This window comes from Streptomyces misionensis, from assembly GCF_007896895.1.
Taxonomy (GTDB): Bacteria; Actinomycetota; Actinomycetes; order Streptomycetales; family Streptomycetaceae; genus Streptomyces; species Streptomyces misionensis_A.
Genome location: NZ_VOGW01000121.1, coordinates 11280 through 33397, shown reverse-complemented (window position 1 = coordinate 33397; position 22118 = coordinate 11280). Strand labels below are relative to the sequence as shown.

The 22118-nt window shown below is 70.1% G+C and carries 21 protein-coding genes and 1 pseudogene; 15 read left to right on the top strand and 7 right to left on the bottom strand.

What is annotated here, in order from left to right; genetic code table 11:
- On the top strand, positions 1-510 hold a 510-nt coding region (locus FRZ03_RS21170; protein ID WP_261399282.1), incomplete at its 5' end, for an RDD family protein.
- Positions 511-530: 20 nt separating this feature from the next.
- Here FRZ03_RS21170 and FRZ03_RS21165 read toward each other — a convergent pair.
- On the bottom strand, positions 531-767 hold the full coding sequence (locus tag FRZ03_RS21165) for a hypothetical protein (RefSeq protein ID WP_146466727.1): 237 nt from the start codon (positions 765-767) through the stop codon (positions 531-533).
- A gap of 321 nt (positions 768-1088) precedes the next feature.
- Here FRZ03_RS21165 and FRZ03_RS21160 point away from each other — a divergent pair, with 321 nt between their 5' ends.
- The gene (locus tag FRZ03_RS21160; protein ID WP_146466726.1) at positions 1089-3443 is read left to right on the top strand and encodes an immune inhibitor A domain-containing protein; all 2355 of its coding nucleotides are present in this window, start codon (positions 1089-1091) and stop codon (positions 3441-3443) included.
- A gap of 121 nt (positions 3444-3564) precedes the next feature.
- Positions 3565-3888 (top strand): hypothetical protein, encoded by a 324-nt coding sequence (locus FRZ03_RS21155; RefSeq protein ID WP_146466725.1) that lies wholly within the window; start codon positions 3565-3567, stop codon positions 3886-3888.
- A 33-nt stretch (positions 3889-3921) separates the two neighbouring features.
- Here the strand turns inward: FRZ03_RS21155 and FRZ03_RS21150 are convergent, their stop codons facing one another.
- Both FRZ03_RS21150 and FRZ03_RS21145 read right to left on the bottom strand, forming a co-directional pair.
- Complete coding sequence (locus FRZ03_RS21150) at positions 3922-4515, bottom strand: isochorismatase family protein (RefSeq protein WP_070022725.1); 594 nt, start codon at positions 4513-4515, stop codon at positions 3922-3924.
- Between the two features lie 77 nt (positions 4516-4592).
- Positions 4593-5939 (bottom strand): nicotinate phosphoribosyltransferase, encoded by a 1347-nt coding sequence (locus FRZ03_RS21145; RefSeq protein WP_146466724.1) that lies wholly within the window; start codon positions 5937-5939, stop codon positions 4593-4595.
- A gap of 56 nt (positions 5940-5995) precedes the next feature.
- Here FRZ03_RS21145 and clpS point away from each other — a divergent pair, with 56 nt between their 5' ends.
- The 7 genes and pseudogenes from clpS to FRZ03_RS21110 all read left to right on the top strand — a co-directional run.
- Positions 5996-6313 (top strand): ATP-dependent Clp protease adapter ClpS, encoded by a 318-nt coding sequence (clpS, locus tag FRZ03_RS21140; RefSeq protein ID WP_146466723.1) that lies wholly within the window; start codon positions 5996-5998, stop codon positions 6311-6313.
- A 13-nt stretch (positions 6314-6326) separates the two neighbouring features.
- Positions 6327-6932, top strand: a complete 606-nt coding sequence (locus tag FRZ03_RS21135; protein ID WP_146466722.1) for a DUF2017 domain-containing protein — start codon at positions 6327-6329, stop codon at positions 6930-6932.
- Positions 6933-7251: 319 nt separating this feature from the next.
- Entirely contained in the window at positions 7252-8685 is a 1434-nt protein-coding gene (locus FRZ03_RS21130; protein ID WP_146466721.1) for an amino acid permease, read from the top strand.
- A gap of 148 nt (positions 8686-8833) precedes the next feature.
- Positions 8834-9256, top strand: a complete 423-nt coding sequence (locus FRZ03_RS21125) for a M67 family metallopeptidase (protein ID WP_146466720.1) — start codon at positions 8834-8836, stop codon at positions 9254-9256.
- A 162-nt stretch (positions 9257-9418) separates the two neighbouring features.
- Complete coding sequence (locus FRZ03_RS21120) at positions 9419-9697, top strand: MoaD/ThiS family protein (RefSeq protein ID WP_146466719.1); 279 nt, start codon at positions 9419-9421, stop codon at positions 9695-9697.
- 16 nt (positions 9698-9713) lie between these two features.
- A complete protein-coding gene (locus FRZ03_RS21115; RefSeq protein ID WP_146466718.1) occupies positions 9714-10664 on the top strand; it encodes a PLP-dependent cysteine synthase family protein in 951 nt (316 codons plus the stop codon).
- A gap of 68 nt (positions 10665-10732) precedes the next feature.
- A pseudogene (locus FRZ03_RS21110) lies at positions 10733-11284 on the top strand (transposase); the annotation flags it as partial.
- A 163-nt stretch (positions 11285-11447) separates the two neighbouring features.
- On the opposite strand, the gene FRZ03_RS21105 reads toward FRZ03_RS21110, so the two are convergent.
- Positions 11448-12380: a LysR family transcriptional regulator gene (locus tag FRZ03_RS21105; protein ID WP_146466717.1), complete on the bottom strand. Its 933-nt coding sequence runs from the start codon at positions 12378-12380 to the stop codon at positions 11448-11450.
- 117 nt (positions 12381-12497) lie between these two features.
- Here FRZ03_RS21105 and FRZ03_RS21100 point away from each other — a divergent pair, with 117 nt between their 5' ends.
- From FRZ03_RS21100 to FRZ03_RS21085, 4 genes are all read left to right on the top strand, one after another.
- Positions 12498-13343, top strand: coding sequence for an alpha/beta fold hydrolase (locus tag FRZ03_RS21100; RefSeq protein ID WP_146466716.1), 846 nt, complete (start codon positions 12498-12500; stop codon positions 13341-13343).
- Positions 13344-13357: 14 nt separating this feature from the next.
- A complete protein-coding gene (locus FRZ03_RS21095; protein ID WP_146466715.1) occupies positions 13358-14809 on the top strand; it encodes an MFS transporter in 1452 nt (483 codons plus the stop codon).
- A 442-nt stretch (positions 14810-15251) separates the two neighbouring features.
- Complete coding sequence (locus FRZ03_RS21090) at positions 15252-17327, top strand: putative Ig domain-containing protein (RefSeq protein ID WP_146466714.1); 2076 nt, start codon at positions 15252-15254, stop codon at positions 17325-17327.
- A gap of 171 nt (positions 17328-17498) precedes the next feature.
- Entirely contained in the window at positions 17499-17942 is a 444-nt protein-coding gene (locus tag FRZ03_RS21085) for a hypothetical protein (RefSeq protein ID WP_146466713.1), read from the top strand.
- A gap of 4 nt (positions 17943-17946) precedes the next feature.
- On the opposite strand, the gene FRZ03_RS21080 is transcribed toward FRZ03_RS21085, so the two are convergent.
- Positions 17947-18465 carry a type II toxin-antitoxin system PemK/MazF family toxin gene (locus tag FRZ03_RS21080; RefSeq protein ID WP_146466712.1) on the bottom strand — a complete coding sequence of 173 codons (519 nt, stop codon included), beginning with the start codon at positions 18463-18465 and terminating at the stop codon, positions 17947-17949.
- Positions 18466-18727: 262 nt separating this feature from the next.
- On the opposite strand from FRZ03_RS21080, the gene FRZ03_RS21075 reads away from it, so the two are divergent.
- The gene (locus FRZ03_RS21075; RefSeq protein ID WP_146466711.1) at positions 18728-19480 is read left to right on the top strand and encodes an MBL fold metallo-hydrolase; all 753 of its coding nucleotides are present in this window, start codon (positions 18728-18730) and stop codon (positions 19478-19480) included.
- Positions 19481-19553: 73 nt separating this feature from the next.
- Here FRZ03_RS21075 and FRZ03_RS21070 read toward each other — a convergent pair whose 3' ends face one another.
- Both FRZ03_RS21070 and FRZ03_RS21065 read right to left on the bottom strand, forming a co-directional pair.
- Positions 19554-20804, bottom strand: a complete 1251-nt coding sequence (locus tag FRZ03_RS21070) for a PTS transporter subunit EIIC (RefSeq protein WP_146466710.1) — start codon at positions 20802-20804, stop codon at positions 19554-19556.
- 126 nt (positions 20805-20930) lie between these two features.
- On the bottom strand, positions 20931-22118 hold a 1188-nt coding region (locus tag FRZ03_RS21065), incomplete at its 5' end, for a PTS transporter subunit EIIC (RefSeq protein ID WP_146466770.1).

Sequence of the window (22118 nt, the reverse complement as noted above, 5' to 3'; positions counted from 1 at the left end):
GGCGGCCCCCACGGAGCCGGGCCCTCCCGTCCCGGCGGCCACCCCGCCGACCCCCTCGCGGGCATGCCCCCGCTCGCCGACAGCGCCAAGCGGACGCTCGCCCGCATCATCGACATGATCCTGGTCGGGATCGTCGTCTACCTGCTCACCTGGGCGTTCAACGTGCGCGAGTACCAGGTGAACGGCGACCGCGTCGACGCCGCCCGCTCGTTCGGCCAGTCCCTCGTCGCCGCGGTCCTCTACATCGCCTACGACACCTTCCTGACCCACAAGACCGGCCAGACCCTCGGCAAGAAGTGGCTGCGCATGCGGGTGGCCAACCTGTCCGACGGCGCCACCCCCAGCACTCAGACCTCACTGCTGCGGGCCCTCGTACTGTGGCTGCCGTTCGCCTTCTGCTGCGCCTGCGTCTGGACCGTGATCTGCGGCGGCTGGAGCTTCTTCGACCGGCCCTACAAGCAGGGCCTGCACGACAAGGCGGCCAAGACGGTGGTGGTCAGCACCGACTGACACCACCGCACCGGCCGGCGTCACAGGGCCGTCGGGACGCGCCGCTCCTCCGGAGCCGCCCCGGCGGCCTCTTCCGTGCCCCGTGCCCCCGGTGCCGGCACCGTCATCGCGACCAGCAGCCCGAGCGCGAGCGCGGCGAGGGCGATGACGGCGATCCCGGCGCCCGAACTCGTCTGGGACAGCAGCAGCATGGCGAGGGTGGAGAAGACCACGGTGCACGCACCGTAGGCGAGCTGGGCGACGGTCGGACGAGGCATGGCAATCGTGTCCTCGGAAGTCTTCGGTGATCGGGGTGCCGTTCGACTCTCTTCTCTCCCCGCCTGCATGCCCGAGCCGACCTCCTGGTAAGCGTGACCTGACCCACGGTGCCGGTGCACGGGGGGCGCACAGGAAGCACGCCCCGCCTAAAGTCGACGTCAACTCCGCATAGTGCACCAGACCTTACCGAGTCAAGATCTGTCTTTTCTTCTAAACCTCTAGTCAAATGTCGTCACTTGAACACGCGCTTGTCATGCGCGCACGGACTTCCGATCACGGGAACCCCCTGTCCGCGCGCGGGGCGCGGGGGAGGAACTCAAGTGACCAGCAGATCCTGGACGTTCAGAGCGGCCGCGATCGGTGTGACGCTCGCGGCGGCCTCCGCCACGTTCGCCACCTTCGCCGTCGCGGAGGCGAGCACCCAGACCGGGGCCGGCGCCGTACACCGGCACGACCCGGCACCGGTGCAGCAGCAGGCGCACGACCTCGACGGCCCGCTGAGCAAGACCCGGAAGGCGCAGCGCGCCGAGGCCCTCAACCAGGTCATCGAGGGCAAGGCGTCCGCGCAGGACCGCGACGGCTCCAAGGTCGTCAAGCTCAAGAGCGGCAAGGGCAAGAGCAAGTACGTCGAGCTGAGCCGCGAGAAGACCGACAAGATCTTCACCATCCTGGTGGAGTTCGGCGACAAGACCGACCCCAAGTACGGCGGCACCCCCGGCCCGCTGCACAACACGATCGCCGCTCCGGACCGCAAGCTCGACAACTCGACGGCCTGGCAGCAGGACTACAATCAGAAGCACTTCCAGGACCTGTACTTCGGCACCGGCAAGAACACCGAGTCGCTGAAGAAGTACTACGAGACGCAGTCCTCGGGCCGCTACTCGGTGGACGGCGAGGTCTCCGACTGGGTCAAGGTTCCCTACAACGAGGCCCGTTACGGCAACAACGCCTGCGGCTCCACCAACTGCACCAGCGTGTGGAACGTCGTCAAGGACGGTCTGAACGCCTGGGTCGCCCAGCAGAAGGCGGCCGGCAAGTCCGACGCCGACATCAAGGCGGACCTGGCCCAGTACGACCAGTGGGACCGCTACGACTACGACGGCGACGGCGACTTCAACGAGCCCGACGGCTACATCGACCACTTCCAGCTGGTGCACGCCGGCGAGGACGAGTCCGCGGGCGGCGGCGTCCAGGGCACCGACGCGATCTGGGCCCACCGCTGGTACGCCTTCGGCACCGACGCGGGCGCCACCGGCCCCACGGACAACAAGCTGGGCGGCGCGCCGGTCGGCGACACCGGCATCTGGGTCGGCGACTACACCATCCAGCCGGAGAACGGCGGCCTCGGCGTCTTCGCCCACGAGTACGGCCACGACCTCGGCCTGCCGGACGAGTACGACACCCACGGCGGTGACAACTCCACCGGCTTCTGGACCCTGATGTCCTCCGGTTCCTGGCTGGGCACCGGCAAGGAGTCCATCGGCGACCTGCCCGGCGACATGAACGCCTGGGACAAGCTCCAGCTGGGCTGGCTGAACTACGACACCGCCAAGGCCGGCACCAAGTCCTCGCACAAGCTGGGCCTCGCCGAGTACAACACCAAGAACAAGCAGGGCCTGGTGGTCAGCCTGCCCGACAAGGCGGTCACCACCACCATCAACGAGCCGGCCCAGGGCGCCTCCCAGTGGTGGAGCGGCAGCGGCAACGACCTGAAGAACACGCTGACCCGGGACGTCGACCTCACCGGCAAGTCCTCGGCCACGCTGTCGCTCGACGGCTGGTGGGCCATCGAGACCGACTACGACTACCTCTACACCGAGGTGTCCACCGACGGCGGCGCCAAGTGGACCGCCGTGGACGGCACCGCGGACGGCAAGGCCATCGGGCGGGACGCCAGCGGCACGCCCGCGCTGACCGGCTTCTCGGAGAAGAACCAGAAGCTGTCCTTCGACCTGAGCGCCTACGCCGGGCAGAAGATCCAGCTCCGCTTCCGCTACGTCACCGACGGCGGCGTCGCGGAGAACGGCTTCACCGCCGACGAGATCACCGTGACCGCCGACGGCACCCCGCTCTTCTCGGACGACGCCGAGACGGCGGACCCCGCCTGGACCGCGAGCGGCTTCTCCCGCATCGGGGCGTCCTTCACCAAGGACTACCCGCAGTACTACATCGCCGAGAACCGGCAGTACGTGTCGTACGACACCACGCTCAAGACCGGCCCGTACAACTTCGGTTCCGCGGCGCGGCCCGACTGGGTGGAGCACTACCCGTACCAGAACGGCCTGTTGATCTGGAAGTGGGACACCTCCCAGGTCGACAACAACACCAACGCCAAGGACCACCCGGGCAGCGGTCTGATCCTGCCGATCGACTCGCACCCGACGGCGCTGCGGTGGGCCGACGGCACGCTGCTGCGCAACCGGATGCAGGCGTACGACTCGCCCTTCAGCCTCTACGACACGGACGGCATCACGCTGCACAAGGCGGACGTCGCGACGACGGTCAAGCCGTCCAAGGGCGTCTCGGTCTTCAACGACCACGCGAGCACGTACTACGACCCGGCGAACCCGAGCGGCGCGGTGAAGGTAACTGACACCAACACCAAGATCTCGATCGTCCACGAGGCCAAGGACGGCTCGACGATCTCCGTGAAGGTCGGCCCCGCAGTGAAGTAGTTCGCATCTTCGCAGGTCAGGCGCGTATCGGCGGCAACCCCTTGGCGGGTCGCCGCCGATCGTGTTTAGGTGCGTTCTGTGACTCGCTTATTGACACCGAACGAAACGGGGATGTGACCGCATGGCCGCTGGAGGCTTTGACAAACTGCCGAACGGCACCGTCGTCGTCGCGCTGAACCTGCCGTACGACGCCGCCGGGGTGCGTGTCCTGGTGCACGCCCGCAACCGGGCCCGGGCCCTGACCCGGCTCCGCAACCTGGGCCTGCGCGCGGTCTACCTCCGCGGCAACACGGCTCCGCCGACACCGGACGAGATCACGGCGGTGCTCCACCATCCGGACGGCCTGATATGGCGCACCACCCCCGCCCCGGGGGACAACGGTGTCATGACCGAGCTGTGGCATCCGATCCGGGCGCTGCTGCGCGGGACGGTGGTGGCGCGGTAGCGCCGGGCGGCGGGGCCGCGGCGCCGGCCGGGCTCAGCCGCCCAGCACCGGCTTGCCGGTGAGCTCCACGCCCGCCGCCCGCAGCTCCTCCAGGGCGCGCTCCGTGGTCTCGGCGGAGACCCCGGCGGTCAGATCGAGCAGGACGGTGGTGCGGAAGCCCTCCCGCGCCGCGTCCAGGGCGGTGGCGCGGACGCAGTGGTCGGTGGCGATGCCCACCACGTCGACCTCCTCGACATCCCGGGCGCGCAGCCAGTCGGCGAGGGCGGTGCCGTTCTCGTCGCTGCCCTCGAAGCCGCTGTAGGCGGCCGAGTAGGCGCCCTTGTCGAAGACCGCGTCGATCGCGCCGGAGGCGACCGCGGGGGCGAAGTTCGGGTGGAAGCCCACCCCCTCGGTGCCCGCGACGCAGTGCGCCGGCCAGGAGCGGACGTAGTCGGGGTCGTCGGCGAAGTGACCGCCGGGCGCGATGTGGTGGTCGCGGGTGGCCACCACATGGCGGTACCCGGTGCCCGCCGCCTGGCCGATCAGCTCGGTGACGGCGGCGGCCACGTCGGCACCGCCGGCCACCGCGAGGCTGCCCCCTTCGCAGAAGTCGTTCTGCACATCGACGACGATCAAGGCGCGGCGCATGGTGGTGTCCTTCGAACGGTGCTGAAGTATCCGAGCCTAGAGAGTTACGGGCCCGTAGGGGAGAGGAAGGGACGGCCCTAGCTGCCCGAGCGCCCGTGGACGTACTCCGTCGGCAGCACCGGTTCCCCACGCGACAGCTGCGTCGCGGACAGCGGGAGGTTGGCGCGGGCGGCGATGTGCCGGTCCCGGGGCACGTCCAGCGGCTCGCGGGCCACGACCGTGCCGCCCTCGACCAGCCGTACCAGCAGCTGCCGGTCGGCCAGCTCGGCCGGCACCGGACCGGTGCCCACGACCTCGGCCTCGGCCACCCCGTCCGCGTCCAGCCGGCGGGCCGCCCACTTGCGTCCCCCGACGGAGGTCTTGCCGCCGCTGGACTTCTTGGCCACCGGCACCAGCGGTGCCCCCGGGTCGGTGGTCTCCGCGCGGGCGACCAGCTTGTAGACCATGGAGGCGGTCGGGTGCCCGGAGCCGGTGACCAGCTGGGTGCCGACGCCGTACGCGTCCACCGGCGCGGCGGCCAGCGAGGCGATGGCGTACTCGTCCAGGTCGGAGGTGACCACGATCTTGGCGGCGGTCGCGCCCAGCTCGTCCAGCTGCTGGCGGACCCGGTGGGCGACCAGCAGCAGGTCCCCGGAGTCGATGCGGACCGCGCCCAGCTCGGGACCGGCCACCTCCACCGCGGTGCGGACCGCCTCGGCGACGTCGTACGTGTCCACCAGCAGCGTGGTGCCCGGGCCGAGGGCGTCCACCTGGGCCTGGAAGGCGTCCCGCTCGCGGTCGTGCAGCAGGGTGAAGGCGTGCGCGGAGGTGCCCACGGTCGGGATGCCGTACCGGAAGCCGGCCGCGAGGTCGGAGGTGGTGGCGAAGCCGCCCACGTAGGCGGCGCGCGCGGCGGCGACGGCCGCCAGCTCGTGGGTGCGGCGGGCGCCCATCTCGATCAGCGGGCGGTCACCGGCCGCGGAGGCCATCCGGGAGGCGGCGGCCGCGATGGCGGAGTCGTGGTTGAGGATGGAGAGGATCACCGTCTCCAGGAGCACGCACTCGGCGAAGCTGCCCTCCACGCGCATGATCGGGGAGCCGGGGAAGTACACCTCGCCCTCGGGGTAGCCCCAGATGTCCCCGGTGAACCGGTAGCCGGCGAGCCAGCGCAGGGTCTCCTCGTCGACGATCCGCTGCTCGCGCAGGAAGCGCAGGACGCCCTCGTCGAAGCGGAAGTTCTCCACCGCGTCCAGGACACGTCCGGTGCCCGCGACGACGCCGTAGCGCCGCCCGTCGGGCAGCCGCCGGGTGAAGACCTCGAACACGCTCCGCCGTTCGGCCGTCCCCGCTTTCAGGGCGGCCTGCAGCATCGTCAGCTCGTACTGGTCCGTGAAGAGCGCCGTCGACGGAACATCCACCGGCAGCCCAAGGTCCGCTGTGTTCATGTCGAGTAGCGTAACCCCATCTCGTCAGTGTGACGATTTCCGGGGCCCGTGGCAGCATGGTCACTGTGACGTCACCCGCGCCCGTAGAGATCGAACGCACCGAGTCGGCGGAGGAGGTCTTCGCCGTACCCGAGCCCGACGTCCCCTGGGTCACCATCGTGCACAACGACCCGGTGAACCTCATGAGCTATGTGACGTACGTCTTCCAGACGTACTTCGGCTACTCCAAGGACAAGGCCACCAAGCTCATGCTCGATGTCCACCACAAGGGCCGGGCGGTCGTCTCCAGCGGATCGCGCGAGGAGATGGAACGCGACGTGCAGGCCATGCACGGCTACGGACTGTGGGCCACCCTGCAGCAGGACCGGAAGTAGCGAACCGACCTACATGCCCGGACATTTCGAACCGCTCCCCGGCGGCGGCGCGGCCGTCGCGCTCGACGACGTCGAGATCTCGATCATCCGCTCGCTGGCCGTCCAGCTCCTGGAGCTGATCGGCCCGGGCCCCGGCGGGGACGCCCCCGCCGACCCGCTCGCGGAGCTGTTCGCCGAGGGGCCGAGCGAGCCGCCGGCCGACCCGGTGCTGCGCCGGCTCTTCCCGGACGCCTACAGCGACCCCGAGAAGGCCCCGGACTCGCCCGCGCAGGCCGAGGAGCGCCGGGCGCACTCCGCCGAGTTCCGCCGCTACACCGAGAACGACCTGCGGGCCGGCAAGCGGGAGAACGCGCTCGCGGTGATCCGCAGCCTAGACGCGCTGGCCCCGGTGGACGAGGGCGGCGCGGTGCTGAAGCTGACTCCGGAGGAGTCCCGGCGCTGGCTCAACTCCCTCAACGATCTGCGCCTGGCGATCGGCGCCCGGCTGGAGATCACCGACGAGGACGACACCGAACTGCTGTACCGGCTGCCGGACGAGGACCCGCGCAAGCCGATGGTGATGGCCTATCTGTGGCTGGGCGGCCTCCAGGAGACCCTGGTCTCGACCCTTATGCCCTGATCTCGCCCGATCGGCGGTTCGCTCAGCGGACGCTCAAATCCGGATAACGATCCCGTCACCGTTGCGGCCGGGTTTGCCACGTTCGGTCGCTCTTTGTCTGCTTTTACCTGTGTCATGCGCCACAATCGATCAGGGTGATCAGTGTTGCGGTCGTGATAAATCTTCACGACCGCCCGGCGAACACCACCCATGTTCGGCCGGGTGCGCCACCGAGCCGACGACCGTCGGCCAGGCAACAACTCCATCAATCCGGGGGGATCGAGATCCGGTCCGAGGCCGACGAAAGGCCCGGGTCGGAATGGAGAAAGGCGCACCGAAAATGACCTCAGCGCAGGTCGACCAGCATCCCGACGGCCAGGAGGCCGTGCGGGCGGAAGGCGGCGAGGGCGAGGGGTATCAGCGCGGGCTCGGGGCCCGGCAGATCCAGATGATCGCCATCGGCGGTGCCATCGGCACCGGTCTGTTCCTCGGCGCGGGCAAGGGCATCTCCAAGGCCGGACCGAGTCTGATCCTGGCCTACGCCATCGCGGGCCTCGTCATCTTCCTGATCATGCGGGCGCTCGGCGAGCTGCTGATGTACCGCCCGGTCTCCGGCTCCTTCTCGGAGTACGCGCGCGAGTTCATCGGCCCGTTCGCGGGCTTCGTCACCGGTTGGACGTACTGGCTGTTCTGGGTGGTCACGGGCATCACCGAGGTCACCGCCGCGGCCGCGTACATGACGTACTGGTTCTCCATACCGCAGTGGGCCTCGGCCCTGATCTTCACCATCGTGCTCTACGCCGCCAACCTGATCTCCGTGAAGCTCTTCGGCGAGCTGGAGTTCTGGTTCTCCATGGTCAAGGTCACCGCCATCATCGGCATGATCCTGATCTGCGCGGGCATCCTGACGATCGGCTTCTCCGACGCCGGCAAGACCGCCTCGGTGAGCCACCTGTGGAACGAGGGCGGCTTCTTCCCGCACGGCGTCGGCGGCACCCTGATGACCCTCCAGATGGTCATGTTCGCCTTCCTCGCCGTCGAGCTGGTCGGCGTGACCGCGGGCGAGTCCAAGAACCCCCGCACGGTGCTGCCGAAGGCGATCAACACCGTGCCGTGGCGGATCGCCGTCTTCTACGTCGGCGCGCTGATCATGATCCTCTCGGTGGTGCCGTGGACCGAGTTCCACGCCGGGGTGAGCCCCTTCGTCGCCGCCTTCCAGAAGATGGGCCTGTCCGTCGGCGCCGGCATCGTCAACTTCGTGGTCCTCACGGCCGCGCTCTCCTCCTGCAACTCCGGCATGTACTCCACCGGCCGGATGCTGCGCGACCTCGCGCTCAACAGCCAGGGCCCGAAGTTCTTCACCAAGCTGACACCGAGCGGTACCCCGCTGGTCGGCACCACGTTCTCCGCCGCGCTGATGCTCGTGGGCGTCTGGATCAACTACCAGTGGCCGGGCAAGGCGTTCGACTACGTGGTCTCCTTCGCGACCATCTCCGGCATGTGGGCGTGGATCGTCATCCTGATCTGCCACATCCGCTACCGGCGGCTGTCGGACCGCGGCGTCCTGCCCCGCTCGGAGTTCCGGGCCCCCGGCGCCCCGTACGCCAGCGTCTTCGCGCTGCTGTTCATCGGCATGGTGATCGTGCTGATGGGCATCGACAAAGACGCCCGGGTCTCGCTGTACTGCGCGCCGCTGTGGGGTCTGATCCTCGGCGTCTCCTACGCGGTGCTCAAGCGCCGCAACCCCGAGGCCTCGGCCTTCGCCAAGCGCTGACGCCACCGCCGGGACCCCTTGCCGGGACGTCCGGCCGCCGGGAGCACTCGTGGCGCCCCCGGCGGTCCGCCGCTCAGGACGTCCAGCATGCGGGCCCCCTCGTACCACCCATCGGTACGAGGGGGCCCGCGTGCTTATCCTGGCGGGCATGCTGACCATCACCCAGGCGCTGTACGACCAGATCGTCGCCCACGCCCGCAAGGACCACCCCGACGAGGCGTGCGGCGTCGTCGCCGGTCCGGCCGGCTCGGACCGCCCCGAGCGCTTCATCCCCATGCTGAACGCGGCCATGTCGCCCACCTTCTACGAGTTCGACTCGGGCGATTTGCTCAAGCTCTACCGCGAGCTGGACGACCGGGACGAGGAGCCGGTGGTCATCTACCACTCGCACACCGCCACCGAGGCCCACCCCTCGCGCACCGACATCTCCTACGCCAACGAGCCCGGCGCCCACTACGTCCTGGTCTCCACCGCCGACACCGACGGCCTGGGCGAGTTCCAGTTCCGCTCCTTCCGCATCGTGGACGGCGAGGTCGCCGAGGAGGAGGTCAGGGTCGTAGCGGCCTACTGATCTCACGATGCGACCGGTATTCGTCCGGCAGATGGGATCACATTCCCGAGCGCCGACCGGGAATCGATACGATGAGCCCATGGTTCTGACTGTGGTGCGCGCCTTCTGCTGACGTACCGAGCCCGCAGCCCCGACGAACACTTCCGACAGGAGCCCGCAACCATGGCCATCGAGGTCCGCATCCCGACCATCCTCCGCACCTACACCGACGGTCAGAAGGCGGTGGAGGGCGACGGGAAGACCCTCGCCGAGCTCTTCGCCGACCTGGAGAGCCGGCACGCGGGCATCCAGGCCCGCATCGTGGACGGCGACCAGCTGCGCCGGTTCGTCAACGTCTACCTGAACGACGAGGACGTCCGCTTCCTGGACGGCATCAACACCAAGCTGTCCGACGGCGACAACGTCACGATCCTGCCGGCCGTCGCCGGCGGCATGCGCTGATCGGCCCCCGAGAGCGATGCGTTACGACTCCCCGCTGGCCGCGGTGGGCAACACCCCCCTGGTGCGCCTGCCGCGGCTGTCGCCGTCCCCCGAGGTCCGCATCTGGGCGAAGCTGGAGGACCGCAACCCCACCGGCTCGGTCAAGGACCGCCCCGCGCTGCACATGATCGAGCAGGCGGAGAAGGACGGACGGCTCACCCCCGGCTGCACCATCCTGGAGCCCACCTCCGGCAACACCGGCATCTCGCTGGCCATGGCGGCCAAGCTCAAGGGCTACCGCATGGTGTGCGTGATGCCGGAGAACACCTCCCAGGAGCGCCGGGACCTGCTCGGCATGTGGGGCGCGGAGATCATCTCCTCGCCGGCCGCGGGCGGCTCCAACACCGCCGTGCGGGTGGCCAAGGAACTCTCCGCCGAGCACCCCGACTGGGTGATGCTCTACCAGTACGGCAACCCGGACAACGCGGGCGCCCACTACGCCACCACCGGCCCGGAGATCCTGGCGGACCTGCCCTCCGTCACCCACTTCGTCGCGGGCCTCGGCACCACCGGCACCCTGATGGGCGTGGGCCGCTACCTGCGCGAGCACAAGCCGGACGTGAAGATCGTGGCCGCCGAGCCGCGCTACGACGACCTGGTCTACGGCCTGCGCAACCTGGACGAGGGCTTCGTCCCCGAGCTGTACGACGCTTCGGTCCTCACCACCCGCTTCTCGGTGGGCTCCGCCGACGCGGTCACCCGCACCCGTGAGCTCCTCCAGCAGGAGGGCATCTTCGCCGGCGTCTCCACCGGCGCCGCGCTGCACGCGGCGATCGGCGTCGGCAGGAAGGCCGTCAAGGCGGGCGAGAGCGCCGACATCGTCTTCATCGTGGCGGACGGCGGCTGGAAGTACCTCTCCACCGGCGTCTACACGGCGGCCACCACGGAAGCGGCCATCGAGACGCTGCACGGCCAGCTCTGGGCCTAACTGATCGTTTCAGAATGAGTTGAGCTGTGGTCTTGCGCTTGGCGACCGTGATCGGCAGGGTGTCCGGGGTGCCTGCTGATCTTGTTCCTGATGACTTGTGGGAGCGGGTGGCGCCGTTGTTGCCGCCCGCTCCCGAGCGGCGCCTACGCCATCCGGGGCGGTTGCGTGTTCCCGACCGCACTGCACTCGCGGGCGTCTTGTACGTGCTGCGGACCGGTGTCGCTTGGCGTGACGTCCCCGCGGGAACTGTGGGCTGCTCTGGGGTGACGGCTTGGCGCCGGTTGCGGGACGACTGGACTGAGGCCGGCGTCTGGCCACGCCTGCGCGCCGCCCTGCTGACCGAGCTGCGCCGCGTCGGCCTGCTGGACCTGGACGACTGCGCCGTGGACGGCTCGCACTTCATTCCGACATGATCAGTAAAGGGCCGCGTGCTGCGGACCGGTGTCGCATGCTGGCCGAGCTACGCCGTCGACCGCCACGGAACACCGCTCGCCTTTACGCTCACCGGCGGCAACCGCGACAGCACCCAACTCCTGTAAATGCTGGACGCGGTCACGCCGATCCGGGGACTGCGCGGACGCCCCCGGCGCAAGCCCCGACGCCTGGATGCCCCGTCAGGTCTGCGCTCAGCCTCTTCGGTGACTGCGGCGAGCGGTGACGGTGCCGGGCATGCGGGCCGACGCAACGTTCTGAGACTCGCTCGTTTACGCCGTGCGCCTCACGCCGAGGCCGACCCGTGCCGGAAGGCCGGACACGCGCGTGCGAAGGGATGACCGGCCCGAATCAAGTGTGGGGCCGGAGCCGGTCGTTGAGTGCGGCGCCGACGTCGGGGCAGTTCTTCCGGATGGTGTCGAGGAAGGCGCGCAGCACCGCGGAGTGATCGCGGGCCGCGAAGGACAGGATGAGATCGGGCAGGGGTGTGCGCGGGGTCACTTCACAGAACCGCACTCCCGGACGCGGGACCGCCCTCATGCGGGACGGCCCCAGGCCGACGCCCACGCCGGAGGCGGCGAGGCCGATGATCGTGTGCACGTCCCTCGCGACGGTCGCGCCACCGAGAGCCGAGGAGTCCGTGCCCAGCAGGGTTCGTAGTCCGGCGACTACCGCGGGCTCGTCCTCGCCGGCCGACACGATCAGCGGCTGTCGCCGCAACTGGTCGGCACTTATCGACTGTTGACCCGCGTACGGGTGCACCGTACTCACCACAGCGATCACGTGGTCACGTCCGATTGGGACGGACACGAGATGCTCGGCTCCGGCACCCCGTGGTGGACCGAGGGTGAGGGCCACGTCCAGCTCCCCGGCGACGAGAGCTGGGCTGCTGCGGCTGGTCGCCATCTCGTGCAGTTCCAGTCTCACGTCGGGCCGTTCACGACCGAACCGGCTCAGGACGCCCGGCAGCGGGTCGAGCAGTGCCGAGGCGACGAAGCCGAGGCGCAGACGTCCCGTCTCGCCGCGCGCGGCCCGGCCCGCGTCGACCGTGGCCGCCGCGATTTCGTCGAGCGCCCGGCGCGCCCGCGCGAGGAACGCCTCGCCGGCGGCGGTCGGGAACACCCCCTGACGTGTGCGGTCGAACAGCCGGACCCCGACCTCGCGCTCCAGGTCGGCGATCTGCTTGGACAGCGGCGGCTGCGCGATGCCCAGCTCACCGGCCGCCCGGCCGAAGTGTTCGTGCTCGGCGAGAGCAACCGCGTACCGCAGGTGTCGCGCTTCCATGACCCGCCCTCCATCCCGTTGATCCCATCGCCTGCTGGCAATACCTCAAAAGTATTGCCGGGCCACTTATCAGATCTATGCGTGGATGGCGCTGTGGTTTCTGTCTGGAATGGAGCCATGAAGAACGTATCTCTGACCCGCACGGTCTTCGTTTTCGTGCACGGTGCCTGGCACAGCTCCGCACAGTGGGCGGCGACGCAGCGCGCGCTGGCCGGACTGGGCGCTGCGAGCGTGGCCGTCGACATGCCGGGGCACGGCTTCGACGTACCCCTGCCCACCGGATACCTGCTGCCCGGCCAGCCGGGCCTGCTGACCGAGAAGTCGCAGCTCGCCTCCCTGACGATGGACGACTGCGCCGAGACAGTACTGAGCGTCCTGCGCCTGGTGCGTCACCACCGCACTGTCGTGCTCGTCGCGCACAGCGCGGGCGGCGGTCCCGCGTCCCTGGCCGCGGAGCGGGCGCCCGAGCTGGTGGACCGGATCGTCTACCTGTCCGCGTTCGTCCCGGGCGGGCGGCCGCGGTTCTTCGACTACCTGGGCTCACCCGAGAACGCCACCGCACTGGGCCAGAACCTGAACCTCGGCGACCCCGAGGCCCTGGGCGCCGTGCGGATCAATCCGCTCTCGCCGGATCCCGCCTACCTCGAAGAACTGCGGGAAACCCACTACCACGACACCCCTCTGGACCGCTTTGACCGGTGGCGGTCCGCGCTGAGCCCTGACCTGCCCCTGGCGATCCCGACGGCTCCGGTCACCCTGACCGCGGCACGGTGGGGACGAATTCCTCGGACTTTCCTGCGCTGCGCCGAGGACCGGGCGCTGGCACCGGCCGCGCAGGACCTGATGATCGCGGAAGCCGACCTGGCCTTCCCCGGTAACCCGTTCACCGTGCATACCCTGCCCGGCAGCCACAGCCCGTTCGCCGCCCGGCCGAGCGAACTCGCCGCGGCCCTCGCCTCGTGAGCCGGCATCGGCCCGTGAAGGGTTCCCCGTCCCTGAGCGGGGGACGGCTCGCAGCCGGTGGCGGCGGGCGGCTCGTGCTGCCGGTCGTGCTGAGCGCGACATTCGTGCAGTTGCTCAACGTCACCGTCGCGCAGATCGCCGCCCCGGCGATCCGGACCGACCTGGGTGCCGGCGCAGGTGCCGTGCAGTTGATCCTGGCCGGGTACACCCTTACCTATGCCTGCTTGCTCATCACGGCTGCGCGCCTCGGTGACCGGTACGGCTACCACCGGCTGTTCGTGCTGGGCACCGTCGTCTTCATGGCCGGTTCTGTAGCTGCCGCGTGTGCTCCCGATGCCACATTCCTCATCGCGGCCCGGCTGGTCCAGGGCGCGGGCAGCGGCTTGGTCGCCCCGCAGGTTCTGTCGATCATCCAGGTCGCCGTCCCCGCTGCCGGGCGCCCACGGGCTCTCGGCCTGTTCGGTGCCACGATGGGAATGGCGTCGCTGGCCGGGCCGCTGATTGGCGGACTTCTCGTCGGCGCCGACCTCTTCGGTCTCGGCTGGCGCTCGGTGTTCCTGGTCACGGTGCCGGTGGCACTCGTCTCGCTCGCGGGCGCGACCGTACTGCCTCGCACGCGCGACGCGGCCGGACTGCGCGTGGACGGAGTGGGCGTGTTGCTGACCACCGTCGGCTTCGGCGCGCTGGTGCTGCCGCTCGCGCTGGGAGGGGAAGTCGGCTGGCCCTGGTGGACATGGGCCACTCTGGCCGTGTCCGTGGCCGTTCTCGGCTGCTTCGCACTGACTCTCCCGCACCGGCTGGATCCCCTGGTGCATCCGTCGCTGTTCCGCGACCGGAGGGCGCGTGCGGGGGTGCTGCTGGTGTTCGTGTTCAACTCCGGGGTGCCGTCCTTCACGTATCTGCTGTTCCTGCATCTGCAGTCGGCCATCGGGTATCCCGCCCTCACGGCCGCGCTGACGTCGGCTCCCTTCGCGGCCGCGGCCGTGTTGGGCAGCCGTGGCGCACCCGCGCTGGCCCGCCGACACGGGTCCGCAGTGCTCACGGTCTCGGCGCTGGTACTGGCGGGGACGGCCCTGGCTCTCGCGCCGCTCATGAGCACAGCGGCCGGACGCTGGGCGGCATTGCCGGTCCTGGCTCTCGGCGGCGCCGCGTTCGGCTCGTTCACCGCCTCGGTGTTCGCTCTGGTGCTGGCGAGGGTGGACGGCTCCGCGGCCGGTTCTGTGTCCGGGCTGTTGCCCACGGCTCAGCAATTGGGCGGATCGATCGGGGTGGCTGCGGCGGGGCTCGTCTACTACGCACCCGCCGCCGACCCGGGCGCCGCGTTTCGACACGCCATGATCTACGAGGCCGCCGTCTTCGCCGTCACCGCGCTGATCAGCCTTCGGATGCGCGATCGGAACCGACCAGCCGCGCCACGGGCAGATGCGGCGCGTGCTGCGGGGACGTTCGGAACACCTGGATCGTGAGCCCGGCGAAGCGCCGGGATAAGAGGCAGCAGGCTCGTAAGCCCTGACGCCGAGCCGGCCTGCGGCCCCATCTGCCTCCGCCGTCTGCGAACCTCATTCTGAAACGATCACTTAAGAGGCCTTTCGTCTGGATCATGCCGGGCTCGCGGGCCCTGGCACGGCCTGATCCCTGAATTCCGGGCCACTTTCCGCCTCAAGCACAGCCCAGCCCCCTCTCACGAGGGGGCTAAGCCGTTCCTATGGAGAAGCAAAGAATTCCTTCGGGCCCTGCCGGGTGAAGCGCGTGCGGGGCTAGGTTCCTCCCGCACCCTGTCATGTCACGTTCACTCGACAGGACGAGTGTCTGCGATGTCATGCTCATGACTGCGTGGTCGCCGCTACGCGCGTCACGGGCCTGCCAACCAGTGCGAGAAACCCCACTTCCCGATGGAGGCAGTACCCCATGCGTGAGTCACGCCCGAGCGGGCGCACCCGAAGCATGCGAAGACTTCTGGCCGTCGCCTTCCCCGCTCTGTCCCTGACCGTCGCCGGATTCGCCGCCGCGCCGACGGCCGGTGCCCAGCCCGCCGCGGCCCACCCGCACACCTCCAAGGTCGCCCAGAACAACCAGGCGCTGACCGCCCCCGAGCGGCAGACCTTCCACTCGACCGGCAAGGCCGGCCAGAAGGTCCCCACCACCCATCTGTGCGCCGCCCACGCCGCGCCCGGCCAGGTGTCCTGCTTCGCGCAGCGCCGCACCGACATCAAGCAGAAGCTGGCCTCCTCGCTCGCCGCCGCGGCGCCCTCCGGGCTCTCCCCGGCCAACCTGCACAGCGCCTACAACCTGCCCACCACGGGCGGTTCGGGCCTGACGGTCGCGGTGGTCGACGCCTACAACGACCCCAACGCCGAGTCGGACCTGGCCACGTACCGCTCCCAGTACGGCCTGTCCGCCTGCACCAAGGCCAACGGCTGCTTCAAGCAGGTCAGCCAGACCGGCTCCACCACCTCGCTGCCGACCAACGACAGCGGCTGGGCCGGTGAAGAGGCACTCGACATCGACATGGTCAGCGCGGTCTGCCCGAACTGCAACATCATCCTCGTCGAGGCCAACTCCGCGAACGACACCGATCTCGGCATCGCCGAGAACGAGGCCGTCGCGCTGGGCGCCAAGTTCGTCTCCAACAGCTGGGGCGGCTCCGAGGCGTCCTCCCAGACGACCGAGGACTCCCAGTACTTCCAGCACCCGGGCGTCGCGATCACCGTCTCCGCGGGTGACTCCGGCTACGGCGCCGAGTACCCGGCGACCTCGCAGTACGTGACCGCCGTCGGCGGCACCGCCCTCACCACCTCCTCCAACTCCCGTGGCTGGAGCGAGTCGGTGTGGAACACCAGCTCCACCGAGGGCACCGGCTCCGGCTGCTCGGCGTACGACCCGAAGCCGAGCTGGCAGACGGACACCGGCTGCGGCAAGCGCATGGAGGCCGACGTCTCCGCGGTCGCCGACCCGGCCACCGGTGTCGCGGTCTACGACACCTACGGCGGCAGCGGCTGGGCGGTCTACGGCGGCACCAGCGCCTCCTCGCCGATCGTCGCCGGCGTCTACGCCCTCGCGGGCACCCCGGGCTCCGCCGACTACCCGGCGCAGTACCCCTACAGCCACACCGGCAACCTGAACGACGTCACCAGCGGCTCCAACGGCTCCTGCACCACGTCGTACTTCTGCAAGGCGACCACCGGCTACGACGGCCCGACCGGCTGGGGCACCCCGAACGGCACCGCGGCCTTCACCTCGGGCGGCGGCACCGGCGGCAACACGGTCTCCGTGACCAACCCGGGCAGCCAGTCCACCACCACCGGCAGCTCGGTCAGCCTCCAGATCAAGGCCTCCGACAGCGCGGGCGCGGCCCTGACCTACAGCGCCTCCGGCCTGCCGACCGGCCTGTCGATCAACAGCTCCACCGGCGTGATCTCCGGCACCGCGACCACCGCGGGCACCTACCAGGTCACCGTCACCGCCAAGGACTCCACCGGCGCGACCGGCTCCACCTCCTTCACCTGGACCGTGGGCACCGGCGGCGGTGGCGGCTGCACCTCGTCGCAGCTGCTGGCCAACCCGGGCTTCGAGTCGGGCAACACCGGCTGGACCGCGAGCAGCGGCGTGATCACCACCGACACCGGTGAGCCGGCGCACAGCGGCTCCTACAAGGCCTGGATGGACGGGTACGGCACCTCGCACACCGACACCGTGTCCCAGTCGGTGACCATCCCCGCGGGCTGCAAGGCGACCCTGACCTTCTACCTGCACGTCGACACCGCGGAGACCGGCAGCACCGCCTACGACAAGCTGACGGTCACCGCCGGTTCGACCACCCTGGCGACGTACTCGAACCTGAACGCCAACACGGGCTACGCGCAGAAGACCTTCGACCTGTCCTCGCTGGCGGGCCAGACGGTCACCCTGAAGTTCAACGGCGTGGAGGACTCCTCGCTCCAGACCAGCTTCGTCGTGGACGACACCGCCCTGACGACCAGCTGATCACCCGCACCGCCTGAACCACCCTGCGATCCCGCACGCGGACACCCTCCGCGTGCGGGATCCGTTCGTTGGCCGGTCCTTTGCCCTCCGGCGGGATCCGTCACCGGCCGCCGTACGTCTCACCGGCACCAGGCGGGCCGACCGGCGGCCCCGCGGAAAGGCGGTCCCCCCATGCGCCGTACGACACCTCTCGCCCTCGCGGCCACCGCCCTGCTGCTGGCGGGCTGTGGCACCCACACCAGCTCCACCGCGAGCCGGAAGGTCTCCCCGGCCCCCGGGAACCAGGCCCCCGTGTGCCGGAACCAGGTGCGGCTGACCGCCGCCGACAACGGACGCACCGTCTGTGTGGCCAAGGGCGGGGAGGTGCGGCTCGGCCTCACCGGCACCAAGGACCGGCCCTGGAAGCCGGTCACCGTCACCGGCGGCGCCCTCACCGCCGTCAACTCGGGCTTCGTCATCCGGCCGGGCGACGCCGAGGCCGCCTACCGAGCGGCCGCCCCCGGCACCGGGAAGCTGGCCTCCTCCCGCCCCATGTGCGCCCAGCCCACCGCACCCGGCCAGATGGCCTGCAAGGGCATCCAGGACTGGACGGTCACCGTGACCGTGAAGAGCTGACGATCTAGCGTGCGAGGTGGCGCACCTGGTCCCACAGGACCGGGTCGACCACCCCCACCCGGCGCCGGAAGTCGCCCACCGGCACCTCGCGCAGCTCGTCGGTGTGCAGGAAGCTGGGGCGGCCCCGGGCGTCGCCGACCGCGCCGGGCGGCAGCGGGATCACCCCGGCCCGGTCGTCGTGGAACTTGCTGGTGATCCTGGCGACGGTGGCCCGGTTCCCGCGCACGGCCAGCACCAGACAGGGCCGGTCCTTGCCCCGCCCGTCGCCCGTCGCCACCCCGTCCGACGCGCCGCGCGCGGCCCCAGGGGATTCCGCGCGGTCCTCGAAGGGCACGTTCGCCCACCAGATGTCACCCGGCGACGGGCGGGTGCCGTGCGCCCCCGCCGCCCGCGCGCCCGGCCGGGCCGGCGGCCGCAGCCGGCGTCCGCGGGGCCGGCGTCCGCGCCCCCAGCCGTCGATGAGCGAGGCCACCAGGGCGAGCAGCACCACCGCGGCGAGCGCCAGCCACCAGGACGTGTCCATACGACGACGTTACCGGCGCGTGCCGCCCGGCGCGCGCCCTCCTGCCGTTCCCATGCGCCCCCGGGTCCAGCCGAACCGGTGACAGCGCAGGTGAGTTCGCCCACAACGGCCCCTGGCAGAGGAGCGGCCCGCGCCCTCGCGCCGTAGGCTCGACAGACCCGCACGACCCCCGTCAGCCCTTTTCCGGGGTTCCTCGTCCTGTCCTTGTCCGGGGAGCCCCGGCCAGCCCACCGGTTCTCCCGCCAACGGAGGTTTCTGCTTCATGAAGCTCACCGTCGTCGGCTGCTCGGGGTCGTTCCCGTCCGCGGAATCGGCCTGTTCGAGCTACCTCGTCGAGGCCGACGGCTTCCGGCTGCTTCTCGACATGGGCAACGGCGCCCTGGGCGAGTTGCAGCGCCACTGCGGTCTCTACGACCTCGACGCGATCTTCCTCAGCCATCTGCACCCCGACCACTGCATCGACATGCTCGGGTACTTCGTCGCGCGCTACTACCGGCACGACGGCGGCCGGTGCGCGCCCGTCCCGGTCTACGGCCCCGAGGGCACCGAGCACCGGCTGACCACGGCCTACGCCGACACCCCCTCCGCCTCCTCGATGAGCGAGGTGTTCGACTTCCGCACCGTCAAGCCGTCCACGTTCGAGATCGGCCCCTTCACGGTGCACACCGACCTGGTCCGCCACCCCGTGGAGGCGTACGCGGTCCGGCTGGAGCACGGCGGCCGGACCCTCGTCTACTCCGGGGACACCGGCGTCACCCCCGTGCTGGACGAACTGGCGCGGGACGCCGACCTGTTCCTGTGCGAGGCCGCGTTCACGTACGGCAAGGAGAACATCCCCGATCTCCATCTCAACGGCCGCGAGGCGGGCGAGACGGCCACCCGTGCCGCCGTGCGCCGGGTGGTCCTGACCCACATCGCCCCGTGGACCGACCCCGAGGCCAACCTCCGCGACGCGCGCGAGGCGTACGCGGGGCCGGTCGAACTGGCGGCGCCGGGCGCGGTCTACGAGATCTGACGCGGCGACGCGCGCGAAGGCCCCGGAACCCGTCGAGGGTTCCGGGGCCTTCGTCATGCCGGGGCGGGCGGCCTCACGCCTTGGTGAGGTCCTCGACCTCCTCCTCGGGTTCGCGGCCCGGGGTCTTGAGGTCGAACTTGAGGATGGCGAAGCGGAAGACCACGTAGTAGATCACCGCGAAGACCAGGCCGATCGGGATGATCAGCCAGGGCTTGGTCGCCAGATGCCAGTTGAGCGCGTAGTCGATGAAGCCGGCCGAGAAGTTGAAGCCGTCGTGCACGCCCAGGCCCCAGGTCACCGCCATGGACGCGGCGGTGAGCACCGCGTGCACCACGTACAGCAGCGGGGCGATGAACATGAACGAGAACTCGATCGGCTCGGTGACACCGGTGACGAAGGACGTCAGCGCGAGCGAGACCATCATGCCGAGGACGACCTTGCGGCGCTCGGGGCGGGCGCAGTGCGCGATGGCGAGGGCGGCGGCCGGCAGACCGAACATCATGATCGGGAAGAAGCCGGTCTGGAAGAGTCCGGCGGACGGGTCGCCGGCCAGGAACCGGGTGATGTCGCCGTGCACGACCTCGCCGGAGGCCTTCTTGAAGTCGCCGAGCTGGAACCAGGCCACGGTGTTGACGAACTGGTGCATGCCGATCGGGATCAGGCCGCGGTTGACCAGGCCGAACAGGGCGGCGCCGCCGGCCCCGAGGCCCGTCATCCACTCGCCGAAGTGCGTGATGCCCTTGCCGATGGGCTCCCAGACCAGCAGGAAGAAGACGCCGACGAGCGTGCCGACGAAGGCCATCAGGATCGGCACCAGGCGGCGGCCGTTGAAGAAGCCGAGCCAGTCCACCAGCTTGGTGCGGTGGAAGCGCTGCCACATCACGGCCGACAGCAGACCCATGATGATGCCGCCGAGGACACCGGGGTCGTTGTAGGTCGCGGCCACGATCTTGCCGTGGTCGATGTGCTGGTCGACCAGCGGGAAGGCCTGGAGGACCTTGCTGTAGACGAGGAAGCCGACGACCGCGGCCAGGGCGGTGGAGCCGTCCGACTTCTTGGCGAAGCCGATGGCCACGCCTATGCAGAACAGCAGGGGGAGGGATCCGGTCAGGGCACCGCCGGCCGCGTTGAACACCGTCGCGACCTTGTCCCAGCCAAGGCCGTCCTTGCCGAAGATGTCATCCTGGCCGAGGCGGACCATGATGCCCGCGGCCGGCAGTACGGCGATCGGGAGCTGAAGACTCCGGCCGACCTTCTGCAGGCCCTGGAACAGGCCCGTTCCCCGCTTCTTCGCGGGGGCCGCCGTTGCGGTGGCGGTGCTCATACGTCCTCCATCGGGTGGTGGTCTACACCACTCACTGGTGTAGACCTTTTGTAGCATGATGAAGGTGCCGTAAGGAACCGTGAGTTCCGCCACCGAACCGCCCCGCGCGGTGCCGGAGCCAAGCCGTCAGACCTCGGTCACGTCCTCGGTCTCGGCCTCCGGCTCCCGGCCCGGGGTCTTCAGGTCGAACGCCGTGATCGCGAACCGGAAGACGGCGTAGTAGACGAGCGCGAAACCCAGGCCGATCGGGATGATCAGCCAGGGCCTGGTCGCCAGGTGCCAGTTGATGACGTAGTCGATCAGACCCGCCGAGAAACTGAACCCGTCGTGCACCCCGAGCGCCCAGGTCACCGCCATGGAGACCCCGGTGAGCACCGCGTGGACCGCGTACAGGGCGGGCGCGACGAACATGAACGAGTACTCGATCGGCTCGGTGATGCCCGTGACGAACGAGGTCAGCGCCACCGACAGCATCAGCCCGCCGACCTCCTTGCGGCGGTGCGGCCTGGCGCAGTGCGTGATCGCCAGCGCGGCGGCCGGCAGCGCGAACATCATGATCGGGAAGAAGCCCGAGGTGAACTGGCCCGCGTGCGGGTCGCCCGCCAGGAACATGCTGATGTCGCCGTGCACCACCGTCCCGTCCGGCGCGGTGTAGCTGCCGAACTGGAACCACAGGGGCACGTTCAGGAACTGGTGCAGGCCCACCACCAGCAACGCCCGGTTGGTGACGCCGAACAGCCCGGCGCCCCACGCCCCGGCCGCGTGCAGCAGGCGGCTGAACGCCTCCAGGCCGGCCCCGACCGGCGGCCACACCCACAGGCACAGCGCCGCGAACAGGATGGCCGCGAAGGCCATGAGGATCGGCACCAGCCGGCGGCCGTTGAAGAAACCCAGCCAGTCCACCAGCTTCGTACGGTGGAAGCGCGCCCACAGGAACGCGGCCAGCAGCCCCAGCACGATCCCGCCGAAGACCCCCGGGTTCTGGAAGGTGAACGCCGTCACCGTCCCGTCCCCCGCCCGGCAGCCGATGCCGGTCAGCGCCCGCGAACCGGCCGGGCAGTCCTGCGGGAACTGGTGCAGCACCCCGTAGTAGACGAGGAAGCCAGCCACCGCCGCGAGCGCCGTCGAGCCGTCCGCCTTGCGCGCCATGCCGATCGCCACGCCCACGCAGAACAGCAGCGGCAGCCCCAGCGAACCGTCGAGCAGCGCCCCGCCCGCGCCCCGCATCACCTTGGCGACCGCGGTCCAGCCCAGGCCGCCCTCGCCCACCACGCCCGGCTGCCCGAGGCCGATCAGCAGGCCCGCCGCCGGCAG

Bases quoted from the DNA above. Each gene is read 5' to 3' on its own strand.
- FRZ03_RS21090 (WP_146466714.1), top strand. From the start codon at position 15,252: ATGCGTGAGTCACGCCCGAGCGGGCGCACCCGAAGCATGCGAAGACTT.
- FRZ03_RS21100 (WP_146466716.1), top strand. From the start codon at position 12,498: ATGAAGAACGTATCTCTGACCCGCACGGTCTTCGTTTTCGTGCACGGT.
- clpS (WP_146466723.1), top strand. From the start codon at position 5,996: ATGGTCACTGTGACGTCACCCGCGCCCGTAGAGATCGAACGCACCGAG.
- FRZ03_RS21135 (WP_146466722.1), top strand. From the start codon at position 6,327: ATGCCCGGACATTTCGAACCGCTCCCCGGCGGCGGCGCGGCCGTCGCG.
- FRZ03_RS21125 (WP_146466720.1), top strand. From the start codon at position 8,834: ATGCTGACCATCACCCAGGCGCTGTACGACCAGATCGTCGCCCACGCC.
- FRZ03_RS21085 (WP_146466713.1), top strand. From the start codon at position 17,499: ATGCGCCGTACGACACCTCTCGCCCTCGCGGCCACCGCCCTGCTGCTG.
- FRZ03_RS21115 (WP_146466718.1), top strand. From the start codon at position 9,714: ATGCGTTACGACTCCCCGCTGGCCGCGGTGGGCAACACCCCCCTGGTG.
- FRZ03_RS21130 (WP_146466721.1), top strand. From the start codon at position 7,252: ATGACCTCAGCGCAGGTCGACCAGCATCCCGACGGCCAGGAGGCCGTG.
- FRZ03_RS21105 (WP_146466717.1), bottom strand. From the start codon at position 12,380: ATGGAAGCGCGACACCTGCGGTACGCGGTTGCTCTCGCCGAGCACGAA.
- FRZ03_RS21150 (WP_070022725.1), bottom strand. From the start codon at position 4,515: ATGCGCCGCGCCTTGATCGTCGTCGATGTGCAGAACGACTTCTGCGAA.
- FRZ03_RS21120 (WP_146466719.1), top strand. From the start codon at position 9,419: ATGGCCATCGAGGTCCGCATCCCGACCATCCTCCGCACCTACACCGAC.
- FRZ03_RS21155 (WP_146466725.1), top strand. From the start codon at position 3,565: ATGGCCGCTGGAGGCTTTGACAAACTGCCGAACGGCACCGTCGTCGTC.
- FRZ03_RS21070 (WP_146466710.1), bottom strand. From the start codon at position 20,804: ATGAGCACCGCCACCGCAACGGCGGCCCCCGCGAAGAAGCGGGGAACG.
- FRZ03_RS21165 (WP_146466727.1), bottom strand. From the start codon at position 767: ATGCCTCGTCCGACCGTCGCCCAGCTCGCCTACGGTGCGTGCACCGTG.
- FRZ03_RS21080 (WP_146466712.1), bottom strand. From the start codon at position 18,465: ATGGACACGTCCTGGTGGCTGGCGCTCGCCGCGGTGGTGCTGCTCGCC.
- FRZ03_RS21075 (WP_146466711.1), top strand. From the start codon at position 18,728: ATGAAGCTCACCGTCGTCGGCTGCTCGGGGTCGTTCCCGTCCGCGGAA.
- FRZ03_RS21145 (WP_146466724.1), bottom strand. From the start codon at position 5,939: ATGAACACAGCGGACCTTGGGCTGCCGGTGGATGTTCCGTCGACGGCG.